7 protein-coding genes are annotated in these 12928 nt (G+C 38.4%); all 7 read left to right on the forward strand.

All coding sequences use genetic code 11. From position 1 onward, the window contains the following. The first annotated feature begins 195 nt into the window (after positions 1-195). The 7 genes from Q0947_RS12150 (at position 196) to Q0947_RS12180 (ending at position 12901) form a co-directional block, all read left to right on the forward strand. The gene (locus tag Q0947_RS12150) at positions 196-2514 is read left to right on the forward strand and encodes an NADP-dependent malic enzyme (RefSeq protein ID WP_299397767.1); all 2319 of its coding nucleotides are present in this window, start codon (positions 196-198) and stop codon (positions 2512-2514) included. 41 nt (positions 2515-2555) lie between these two features. Then, a complete protein-coding gene (gene ruvA, locus Q0947_RS12155; RefSeq protein WP_299397768.1) occupies positions 2556-3137 on the forward strand; it encodes a Holliday junction branch migration protein RuvA in 582 nt (193 codons plus the stop codon). 6 nt (positions 3138-3143) lie between these two features. Next, positions 3144-10340, forward strand: a complete 7197-nt coding sequence (gene sprA, locus Q0947_RS12160) for a cell surface protein SprA (RefSeq protein WP_299397769.1) — start codon at positions 3144-3146, stop codon at positions 10338-10340. 57 nt (positions 10341-10397) lie between these two features. After that, a complete protein-coding gene (gcvH, locus tag Q0947_RS12165) occupies positions 10398-10778 on the forward strand; it encodes a glycine cleavage system protein GcvH (protein WP_299397770.1) in 381 nt (126 codons plus the stop codon). Then, a complete protein-coding gene (locus Q0947_RS12170) occupies positions 10771-11133 on the forward strand; it encodes a VanZ family protein (protein ID WP_299397773.1) in 363 nt (120 codons plus the stop codon). The genes gcvH and Q0947_RS12170 overlap by 8 nt, the downstream gene beginning before the upstream one ends. Positions 11134-11197: 64 nt before the next feature. Continuing rightward, complete coding sequence (locus Q0947_RS12175; protein WP_299397776.1) at positions 11198-11926, forward strand: energy transducer TonB; 729 nt, start codon at positions 11198-11200, stop codon at positions 11924-11926. 183 nt (positions 11927-12109) lie between these two features. Next, positions 12110-12901 carry an energy transducer TonB gene (locus Q0947_RS12180; RefSeq protein ID WP_299397779.1) on the forward strand — a complete coding sequence of 264 codons (792 nt, stop codon included), beginning with the start codon at positions 12110-12112 and terminating at the stop codon, positions 12899-12901. The last annotated feature ends 27 nt before the right edge of the window (positions 12902-12928 follow it).

The raw sequence follows: 12928 nt of genomic DNA on the forward strand, positions 1-12928 counted from the left end.
AATCAAAATTATAACGCAGCTAAACTATTTAATATTTACTAAAATCAGGAGTTTTAAATCGCAAATCTTTAACTCTTTTAAGTCTTGTTTTACATATAATTGTGCGCTAAATAAATTTAAGTAATTCCAATTAATGTCCTATATCATTTCTCCTAAAACGCTTACCTTTGTTTCTTCGCTAAAATTTTAAAATATATGAGCAAGCAGAGCAAACGTAGAGAGGCATTAGTATATCACGCAAAACCAACACCTGGTAAAATTCAGGTTGTTCCTACAAAAAAATACGCAACACAACGCGATTTATCTTTGGCGTATTCGCCAGGGGTTGCAGAACCTTGTTTGGAGATAGCTAAAGATGTCAACAACGTTTATAAATATACAGCCAAGGGTAACTTGGTAGCCGTAATTTCTAATGGTACCGCTGTTTTAGGATTGGGAAATATTGGTCCTGAGGCTTCTAAACCTGTAATGGAAGGAAAAGGCTTACTTTTTAAGATATTTTCTGATATTGATGTGTTTGATATTGAGGTCAATACTGAAAATGTAGAAGAATTTATCCAAACGGTAAAAATGATTGCGCCAACTTTTGGAGGTATCAATTTAGAGGATATTAAAGCGCCAGAAGCTTTTGAAATAGAGCGTCGTTTAAAGGCAGAATTGGATATTCCTGTAATGCATGATGACCAACATGGCACCGCAATTATATCTGCGGCAGCGTTATTAAACGCCTTAGAACTTGCAGATAAAAAGATTGAAGATGTTCAAATTGTCATCAGTGGTGCAGGTGCAGCGGCTATTTCATGTACCCGTTTATACCAAGCTTTTGGAGCAAAACGCGAAAATATTGTGATGACAGACAGTAAAGGTGTGATCAGACAAACCAGAACGGATCTCACTTCAGAAAAAGCAGAATTTGCAACCCATCGCGATATTGAAACATTAGAGGATGCAATGCATAACTCAGATGTTTTTATAGGACTGTCGACTTCAAACATTCTATCTCCAGAAATGTTATTGTCTATGGCTGACAACCCTATTGTCTTCGCTTTGGCCAATCCAGATCCTGAAATTGACTATGAATTAGCGATTGCAACACGTAAGGACGTTATTATGGCGACAGGCCGTTCTGACCATCCTAACCAAGTAAATAACGTACTCGGATTTCCATATATTTTTAGAGGCGCTCTTGATGTAAGGGCTACTAAAATCAATGAAGCTATGAAAATGGCTGCGGTGACTGCACTTGCTAATTTGGCAAAACAAAATGTACCAGAGCAGGTTAACATCGCTTATGGAGAGACGCATTTAACCTTTGGAAGGGAGTATATTATACCAAAACCTTTCGACCCAAGATTAATTGCTGAAGTGCCACCAGCAGTTGCAAAAGCAGCTATGGAAAGTGGCGTTGCGAAAGAATATATTACTGATTGGGATAAATACCGCGACAGTTTATTGGAGCGTTTGGGCTCTGATAATAAAATTGTACGCTTGTTGACCAACCGTGCAAAAATGAATCCGAAACGTGTGGTTTATGCCGAGGCTGATCATTTAGCAGTACTAAAAGCAGCACAAATAGCTTATGATGAGGGAATTGCTATTCCTATTTTACTTGGTAGAAAGGAAACCATCTTAAGCTTAATGGCAGAAATTGAATTTGATGCCAATGTTGAAATCATCGACCCTAAAACGGATGATGAAGAAAAACGCCGCAATAGGTATGCGCAGGTGTATTGGTCACAACGTAAGCGTAAAGGCGCAACGCTTTATTCGGCACAAAAACTGATGAGGGAGCGCAATTATTTTGCGGCAATGATGGTTAATGAAGGTGATGCAGATGCATTGATTTCTGGATATTCACGTAGTTATCCATCGGTTGTAAAACCAATGTTAGAACTTATCGGAATGGCAAAAGGGGCTACTCGTGTTGCCACGACTAACCTTATGATGACGCAACGTGGACCAATGTTCTTGAGTGATACCTCAATCAATATTGATCCGCCAGCTGAAGACATGGCTAAAATTGCACAAATGACCGCCAGAACGGTGAGAATGTTTGGCATGGAACCAGTTATGGCCATGATTTCCTTCTCAAACTTCGGGTCTTCTTCTAGTCCGAGAGCGACTAAAGTTAGAGATGCTGTTAAGATTTTACACGAAACAAATCCTGATTTGGTGGTAGATGGCGAATTGCAAACAGATTTCGCACTTAACCAAGACATGCTTCAAGAGCTGTTCCCATTTTCAAAATTGGCAGGAAGAAAAGTGAACACCCTAATTTTCCCAAGTTTGGATTCGGCAAACATCACCTACAAGCTTTTAAAGGAATTGAACAAAGCAGAATCTATTGGGCCAATCATGATGGGCATGCGCAAACCGGTGCACATTCTTCAATTGGACGCTAGTGTGGATGAAATTGTAAACATGACTGCAATTGCGGTTATTGATGCACAATATAAAGAACGAAAAGAGCAAGAAGCCAAAGCAGCTTTAGCGAAGGAATCAGCTTCGCAATGAAAATAATTTTATTACATTTGAGTTTAAACTAAAGCCATTTCATGATTACACATATCCAAGGAAAACTTGTTGAAAAAAATCTAACTGATGTTGTAATTGATTGCAATGGTGTAGGCTACCATATCAATATTTCATTGCACACCTATTCTCAGATTCCTGATGCTGAGAATTTAAAGCTATATACGTATCTGCAAGTGAAGGAAGATTCCCATACATTGTATGGGTTTTCTTCCATTGCTGAGCGTGAAATTTTCAAGCTTTTAATCTCGGTTAGTGGTGTGGGTTCCAGTACTGCACGCACCATGTTATCGTCACTAACTCCAAAGCAGGTGCGGGAAGGAATTGCGCATGGCGATGTGGCACTGATTCAGTCTATTAAAGGCATTGGCGCTAAAACTGCTGCACGTGTTATTTTAGATTTGAAGGATAAAGTGCTAAAAGTATATGACATCGATGAACTTTCTGTGGTTCAAAACAATACTCATAAAGATGAAGCGTTATCTGCATTAGAAGTTCTTGGATTTGCGCGAAAGCAAGCAGAACGAGTAGTCGATAAAATTGTTGCCAACCAACCAGATGCCAATGTAGAAGTGATTATAAAGGCGGCACTAAAAAATTTATAAACGATTTTGAGCACAACTAACCCAAGCTTATTACAGTTAAGAAAACGTTTATGGCTTATCGTCATAACCCTGTTTATAAGTCACCTTGGGTTTTCGCAAGAAACGCCGCCAACTCAAGATAGCACAAAAACCGGCTATGCGTTAGGCAGTATTAAAATGCCTAATCCGAACAGTATTGTTTCAAAATATACGTATGATCCTATTACAGATCGGTATATCTACACCCAATCTGTTGGACGTTTTAACATCAATTATCCGCTCATTTTAACGCCGACGGAATATCAAAAATTGGTGCTTGAAGAAAATCTCAAAAATTATTACAAACAAAAGGTTGACGCTGCTGAAGGTCGAAAAGACGGTACTGATGCACAGCAAAAGAATCTACTCCCTGAGTTTTATGTCAATTCCGGATTTTTTGAAACCATTTTTGGAGGGAATACCATTGAGGTTGTTCCGCAAGGTTCGGTAGAAATGGATTTGGGAGTGCTGTTTACAAAACAGGATAATCCATCATTTTCACCACGTAACCGGAGCAATTTCACCTTCGATTTTGACCAACGTATCAGTTTGAGTTTGCTTGGTAAAGTTGGAACCCGACTCCAAGTCACCGCTAACTACGATACAGAATCGACCTTCGATTTTCAGAATTTAATCAAGTTGGAATACACCCCAACTGAAGATGATATTGTCAGAAAAATTGAGGTTGGTAACGTCAGCATGCCTTTAAATAGTTCGCTAATTACAGGAGCGCAGAGTTTATTTGGGGTGAAAACCGAATTGCAATTTGGGAAAACTCGTGTTACCGCGGTCTTCTCAGAGCAAAAATCGCAGTCGCGCTCTGTTGTCGCACAAGGCGGTGGCACCTTAGAAGAGTTTTCTTTCTATGCCCGCGATTATGATGAAAACCGACATTTTTTCCTCGCACAATATTTTAGGGATCGTTATGATGTTGCCCTACAACGTTACCCACATATCAACAGTAATGTTCAAATTACACGTATAGAAGTTTGGGTTACCAATAGGAGTAATCAAACGGATAATGTGCGTAATGTGGCCGCATTTCAAGATCTTGGGGAATCACAACGAGTAGGTTCTAATGTTAATATATTACAACCAGGTCCACTTCCTGATAATAAAAACAACGGCTTTGATCCTACGAATATTGGTGGTCCAGGTTCCAATTTAAACAGTGCGGTTAGAGACATTACAAGGGTACAACAAGGTATCAATATCCCGGCCAATGAAGGTTTCGATTTTGGTAAATTGGAAAATGCTAAAAAATTGATTGAAGGTTATGACTATACCCTTCAAACGCAATTGGGATATATTTCCTTAAATCAACGTTTGCTTAATGATGAAGTGTTGGCAGTAGCTTTCCAATATACGGTGGGGAATAAAGTTTATCAAGTGGGTGAATTTGCGAACGATGGGGTGGAAGCTACAGGTTCTTCTACAGATCCATCAACCGGAAATACGGTCATCAACAATAATAACTTGATCTTAAAAATGCTGAAAAGTGCGATCACGAATGTGAATCAGCCTATTTGGGATTTGATGATGAAAAATATCTATGATTCTGGTGCTTATCAATTAAGTCAGGAAGATTTTAAATTGAATATTTTCTATACGGAATCATCACCAGTGAACTACATAAAACCGGTAGCTGGAACAACATTCCCGCTTTATGACAATAACACTCCAGACCCCACGGATGATACACAGATTACCGAAACACCATTAATCCGACTTTTCCATTTGGACCGGTTGAACTTTAATAATGATCCTCAACAAAACGGGGATGGGTTTTTCGATTTCGTTCCCGGTGTTACAGTCCTGACCCAAAATGGCAAGATTATTTTCACAAAAGTAGAACCTTTCGGAAAATATCTCTTTGATGTTTTAGCCGATCCAGCTTATCCTTCAGATTATAATGATGCCACCTATGCCAACCCGAATCAAGAAAAGTATGTGTATGATTTGCTGTATAAAGGCACAAAAACGGCAGCTTTAGAGGAAGCAGATAAGAATAAGTTCCAGTTAAAAGGGCGTTACAAATCTTCAGGGAGCGATGGTATTGCCATTGGCGCTTTCAACGTTCCAAGAGGTTCTGTAAAAGTAACTGCAGGTGGTCGTGTGTTGGTTGAAGGCGTTGACTATACTGTAAATTATCAGTTAGGGCGTGTTGAAATTTTAGATCAAGCCTTAAAAGCTTCAAATACGCCGATTAATGTATCCGTAGAAAATAACGCAGTTTTCGGTCAACAGACCAAACGCTTTGCCGGAGTAAATGTGGAGCATCAGTTCAATGAGAATTTTGTATTGGGCGCAACATTCTTAAATCTGAGCGAACGGCCAATCACCCAAAAAGCAAATTACAATACAGAGTCCATCAACAATACAATTTTCGGACTTAATGGTAATTATTCTACTGAAGTGCCTTTCCTAACCCGTTTGGCCAATAAATTGCCAAATATAGATACTGATGTACCATCCAATCTTTCGGTAAGAGGGGAGTTTGCATACCTGCTTCCTGGTGCACCAAAAGGTACCAATTTTCAAGGGGAAGCTACAGCTTATGTTGATAATTTTGAAGGTTCACAGGGTAGTATCGATTTGCTTTCGCCTCAAGCTTGGTTTTTGTCAAGCCGTCCTAAAAATTTAGGCATCGCTCCAAATGAGGATGAAAATGGCATTCAAAACGGATTTAATAGAGCATTACTGAACTGGTACACGGTAGATCCTATTTTTTACAGTCCTCAAAGGCCAAGTGGAATTACTGATCAAGATGTTTCCAATCTCTACACGAGACGTGTGTATATAGATGAGATTTTCCCTGAGAGAGATTTGGTGCAGGGGCAAAGTACCGTCATTCCAACATTAGACTTGGCATTTTATCCTACTGAAAGAGGACCTTACAATTTCCAAACTCAAAACATTAATTTTCCTAATACATTAACATCGCCACAAGATAGCTGGGCGGGTATCACGCGTCAAATTACAAGTACAGATTTTGAACAGGCGAATGTGGAATATATCGAATTTTGGGTACAGGATCCATTCTTGGATAATCCATCCAACCCAGGAGGGAAATTGCTTTTAAATCTTGGAAATATTTCTGAAGATATCATTAAGGATGGTAAAAAGCAATATGAAAATGGACTTCCAGACAATGGTGATATCAGCGGATTAAACACTACCGAATTTGGAACTGTTGTGCCGCGTAATCAATCCTTGATTTATGCGTTTTCCAGTTTAGGCGCAGAACGTACAAACCAAGATGTGGGTTATGATGGGTATAATGACGATCAGGAGATTTTGGAGTTTGGCTCACAATTTGGCCCAGACCCATCAAATGATAACTATAAATACTTCCTTCAAGCGGAAGGAAATATTTTCGATCGTTATAAACAATACAACGGTACCGAGGGGAACTCGCCAGATATTTTCTCTGACACCAACCGTGGTTCTACTACGCAACCGGATGTTGAGGACATCAACAGAGATAACACAATGAATACCATTGATAGTTATTATGAGTATGAAGTTGATATTTCGCGTGCTAGTTTGGACAACCCGAACAACACGTTAATTAATGACGTTAAAACGAGAAACATCACCTTGCCTAATGGCGACAATAGAGATGTCAGATGGTACCAATTCCGTATTCCAATTGATAAATCTACAAGAGCTATCGGTGGTATTACGGATATCAGATCTGTACGTTTTGCAAGAATGTATCTTAAAGGCTTTACGCAACCTACCGTTATGCGTTTTGCATCGTTAGACTTGGTAAGAAGTGATTGGAGACGCTACACTTTAGACTTGGATAGTGATCCTGCAAATAATAGTTCAGATGCTTCCTTTAATGTGGGTGTGATTGGTCTGCAAGAAAACGAAGGAAATTATGTATTGCCTCCAGGAGTAGAATTGGAGCAGCTGAACAACAATAACAATATTATCAGACAAAACGAACAATCCTTAGTAGTTGAGGTATGCGAACTGGAAGCTGGAGATTCTCGTGGGGTTTATAAAAATATTAGCATTGACATGCGTCAGTACAAAAAACTTAAAATGTTTATGCATGCCGAAGCACAGGAAGGCCGTACGTTGAATCCTGGTGAAATGGTCGGTTTTATCAGAATGGGGAATGATTTCACCCAAAATTTCTATGAAATTCAAGTGCCTTTAAACGTCGTTTCAGGTGCGGGAAGAGATCAGGTTTGGCCTTCGGAAAACGAAATTGACATCTCGTTGGACATCCTACAACAAATTAAATCGATAGGAATAAGTGAAGGCTCCTTGTCTAATCAGAATCCTACCGTTTATAATGTTACATCTTCGGGACCTGAAGTGGTTTCTGGAAGTGATCCTTTTGAGGTGGGCGAAACCCGCGTTGCCATAAAAGGAAATCCTAATTTTGGTGATGTCAGAGTGCTGATGGTTGGTGTTAAAAATAATACTACCGCAACCAATGTATGTGGAGAGGTTTGGTTTAATGAATTGCGACTTTCTGATTTGGATAATGAAGGCGGTTGGGCTGCTGTGTTGAGCATGGATTCCAATATTGCCGATTTCGCAAGCATTAGTGCAACCGGAAGACAGAGCACCGTTGGTTTTGGCGGCATTGAGCAACGTCCTAATGAGCGTAGCCGTGAAGATGTTAAGCAGTATGATGTGGTTACCAATGTTAATCTTGGGCAGTTGTTACCTAAAAAATGGGGCATTCAAGTGCCATTTAATTATGCGCAAAGTGAAGAAACGATCACGCCAAAGTATGATCAGTTCTATAATGATTTAACGTTAGATTCAAGACTTAGCGCAGCAAAGTCATCGGAAGAAGAGGATGCTATCTTGGCGCAGTCTGAAGATTATACCAAGCGTAGAAGCATCAATTTTATCGGGGTTAGAAAACAACGTACAGGAGATGAAAAACCACGGTTTTATGATGTGGAGAATCTGACATTTAACTATTCCTATAATAAGGTAGAACATCGCGACTTCGAAATCGAGAATGCCTTAGACCAGAATTTACGAACAGGTGTAAATTATGCGCATTCTTTTGAATCGATCACCTTTGAGCCTTTCGCCAAAAATGATTCTATTTTCAAAGGGAAATATGCTAAGATTCTAAAGGATTTCAATCTTAATTTATTGCCGAACAGTTTTACAATTAACACCGATGTTTTACGTCAGTTCAACAAGCAGAAATTTAGAGAGGTTGAATTAGCAGGAAATAATATTGGCTTGGAAGAATTATTCCGAAGAAATTACAGATTCGACTTTCAATATGCCATCAATTACAAACTGTCGAAATCGTTGAACTTGAATTTTTCTGCCAACAACACAAACATCGTCAGAAATTATTTTATTGATGATGTGATCAATGGCCGACAAGATCCTACATTAGATGTGTGGGATGGTTTTTTCGATTTCGGAGATCCAAACATTCAGAATCAGCAGTTACAACTCAATTATGAAATTCCACTTTATAAGATTCCTACGTTTAGCTTCTTAAAAGCTACCTATTCTTATACTGGCGATTTCCAATGGCAAAAAGGTTCGGACATATACACTAATTTACCTTTCGAAGATGAATCCACAGGAGTCATCCAGAATTACAACTTAGGAAATTCAATCCAAAACGCCAATACACATAATATCAATTCCACATTAAACATGGAAACCCTATATAAATATGTAGGACTCGTGAGAAAAGTGGATAAGAATAAGGCATTACAAAGACGAACGCCTCCTCCAGGTGGTATAGAGAGAAAAACACCAGCCAACGGAAATCAGAATCCTGACCAAGAAAAGGCTGATTCCAACGTAGGTGCAAAGGCATTCAATACTTTTGTGGACATTGTGACCATGGTGAAACGTTTGCAAATTAACTACAGTGAAAATAATGGGTCGTTTTTGCCTGGATATTTAAGAACTCCAGGTTTTATTGGAACTATGAAACCTACGCTCGGGTATACTTTTGGTAGCCAAAATGATATTAGAGATTTGGTAGCGAGAAATGGTTGGTTGACCGTTTACCCTGATTTTAATCAGCAATATTCAGAAGTTACCAATCGCATATTAGATGTTTCTGCCAATCTTGAAGTGATTAAAGATTTGAAGATTGATTTGATTGGTACCAGAATGTATTCTGAAAATACAAGTGAAAACTTTAATGCCATCGATCTTGATAATGATGGGTTGAGTGATACGTACAACACGCTCATCACAAATTCCTTTGGTAATTTTAACATCTCAACATCGCTCATAAAAACGGCATTCAGCCCAAGTGATGAAAAACAATCCGCGGCGTTTGATGATTTTAGAGCCAATAGATTGGTAGTTGCAAGACGTTTGGCGCAGGATTTCTATGGTAATTCATCCTATCCTACAGACGCTGATGGGTATCCAGTTGGTTTTGGAAAAAATAATCAAGCGGTCTTATTGCCGGCATTCTTATCGGCTTATCAAGGAACAAATCCTGATAATGTAAAACTAAGTGCGTTCAGAGATATTCCAATTCCTAATTGGACCATGAAGTATACAGGATTGATGCGCTTAAAATGGTTTAAGGACAAATTCAAACGTTTTTCAGTCTCTCATGGCTACCGTTCTGGATATACCATCAATCAATTCCGTACCAATCTCGATTACGATCAAGAGCATCCGCAAGTGCTCGATCAAGGTGGGAATTTCAAAAACAGAACCTTATTCAGTAATATCAACTTGGAAGAACAGTTTAGTCCGTTAGTGAAATTGGATTTTGAAATGAAGAATTCTGTTAAGATATTAGCTGAGGTTAAAAAAGATAGAATCCTTTCCTTAAGTTTTGATAACAATCTACTGACTGAAATTAAAGGGAATGAATATACTTTAGGGTTAGGCTACCGAATTAAAGATGTAAGAATTCGATCAAAAATGGCCGGACCAACGGAAATTATTAAAGCTGATCTGAACATGAAGGCGGACATTTCCTTACGTGATAATAAGACCATTATTAGGTATTTGGATCTGGAAGACAACCAAGTAACATCTGGTCAGACCATTTGGGGAGTTAAGTATTCTGCGGATTATGCCTTCAGTAAAAACTTAACAGGTATTTTCTATTTTGATTATACATTTTCTGAATATGCCATCTCTACAGCATTCCCTCAAACTACAATAAGATCAGGGATAACCTTGCGATATAATTTCGGCAATTAATTTTGATTTAAGGATTTTAAAAAAGTACATTTGCTTTACTATTAAATTTATTACATAATGAATATACCAGCAGAATTAAAGTATACCAAAGACCATGAATGGATCAGTATTGATGGTGATGTTGCAACTGTAGGAATTACAGATTTCGCACAAGGAGAATTAGGAGACATTGTTTATGTTGAGGTTGAAACTGTAGACGAAACTTTAGAAATCGAGGAGATTTTTGGAACAGTTGAAGCTGTAAAAACAGTTTCTGATTTGTTCTTGCCTCTTTCTGGAGAGATTATTGAATTCAATTCAGCATTGGAAGATGAGCCAGAAAAAGTGAATTCTGACCCTTACGGTGAAGGTTGGATGATCAAAATGAAAATTTCTGACGCTTCACAAATTGACGGATTGCTTACTGCTGATGCCTACAAAGAATTAATAGGTGCATAAACATGTAGCTTTGGCTTTGCTTGTAGCTTATGCCATTGTACTTTTGGTTTTAAGTTTAATCACGCTAGGAAGTATTGAGACACTTGGCTCATCAATTGATGATAAAATCCATCATTCTGGAGCTTATTTTGTGTTGACCTGGTTGATTTTTAACTATTTAAAGACGTTAAAAATAAAGAACGCATTAATAATTGCCTTGTTTGCTGCATCAACTTACGGGGTTTTAATGGAATTGTTTCAAGATTTTTTAACAGTTAATAGAACCTTTGATGTTTATGATATGATTGCCAATATCTTTGGTGCAATATTTGCGGTACTCTTTGTAGTCGTCTATAGAAAGTTAAAGATAAAATAAATTAATCCCTTGCTTATTTAACAAATTATTGGTTATTTTAGCATTCCTAAAACACTCTAAGCACATGGAACCAAAAAAAAATATAAAGGCAGACGTTGGTAGAAATAGCTCGATCTATTTTGCTGTCGGTCTTGCTTTAATGTTATTGTTAACCAATTTGGCTATCAATTACAAGACTTACGATAAAGAGGCCATTGATATTGGGATGATCAATATGGATGATGAATTGGAAGAAGAAATTCCAATTACTGAACAGTTACAAACGCCGCCGCCGCCGCCACCGCCGCCACCAGCAGCGCCAGAGGAAATAGAGGTTGTTGAGGATGAGAAAGAAGTTGAGGAAACAGTTATCCAATCTTCTGAAACGAATCAAGATGATGAAATCGCTGAAGTTGAAGACGTAGTTGTTGTTGAAGCTCCAGAAGAAGATATTGAAGTTCCATTTGCAGTAATTGAAAATGTACCTGTTTTTCCAGGTTGTGAAAACGAAAGTGGTAACAATGCGAAAAAACAATGTATGTCTGATAAGATTGCTCAGTTTGTAAACAAGAAATTTAATGTTGACTTAGCATCAGAATTAGGTCTTTCAGGAAGACAACGTATTAGTGTTATCTTTAAGATTGACAAAACTGGTAGTATTACTGATGTTAGAGCAAGAGCGCCACACCCTGGTTTAGAGAAAGAAGCACAACGCGTTATTGGTTTGCTTCCTAAAATGAAACCTGGTAAGCAACGTGGTAAAGCGGTAACAGTACCGTATTCTTTACCAATCTTGTTCCAAGTTCAAGACTAAGAAACCAAATTGAAATAGTAAAACCCCGTTGCGAAAGCTTCGGGGTTTTTTAGTTTTTATTGATTCTATTTTCAGTAGTAATGCGTATAATTAAAAATCCCGTCTAATAAATTAGCCGGGATTTTCGTTTTGGTATGCTTGTTGTGATTTTAGCATAATATTAACATTTTAAATATACATATTATGAAGAATTTTAAAAATTCATGTGGAGTTGCTGGCCAGAGCGACCCACGTCATGTAAAATCACGCAAGCATGATGCAAACTTACAAAAAAACTTCACCCTTTATTTTCAGGTGGGATTGATTCTCTGTTTGTTGGGCACCTATTCACTTTTTGAAATGAAGTTTGAGAACAAAAGTTATCAGCTAAGTAAATTGGAGGTAGAAGAGCCCTTTGCCGAGGTCTCCCCGGAAGTATTTCAGATTGCGGAAAACACTACACCAAAAAGTGTTGATAATTCAAAAAAGACCGTGGTGCTTGACAAAGACCCAATTATTGCTCCTGACGATTTTGAAAGCCCTTCATTAAATATTTTGACTGAACCGGATGTGTACCATGAGCCGATCAATCCTGATCAGTTAGATATTGTGGCACCACCAGAAATTGATGAGCCTCAAATTTTCAACATGTTGGGGGTAGAGCAGGTGCCAATCTATCCAGGATGTGAATTTGCTACCACCAATGATGCGCGTAGAGCTTGTATGTCTGATAAGTTGACTACGCTCATCCAGAAACGTTTTGACACCAAAATTGCCAGTGAAATGGGATTAACCGGCGTTCAGAAAATCTATGTACAATTTAAAATTGATGAGAAGGGCAATGTTACTGAAATCCAATCGAGAGCGCCATCACAGCAATTAGAAGACGAGGCAAAGCGTGTGCTTAGTAAAGTGCCACAAATGATTCCTGGGAAACAAAGACATCGCCCGGTATCTGTATTGTATACTTTGCCAATACTATTTGACGTGCAGTAAAAAGTACTTGTACAACCATCAGCTTAT

The sequence above is a fragment of the uncultured Gelidibacter sp. genome (genome assembly GCF_947500795.1).
Taxonomy (GTDB): Bacteria; Bacteroidota; Bacteroidia; order Flavobacteriales; family Flavobacteriaceae; genus Gelidibacter.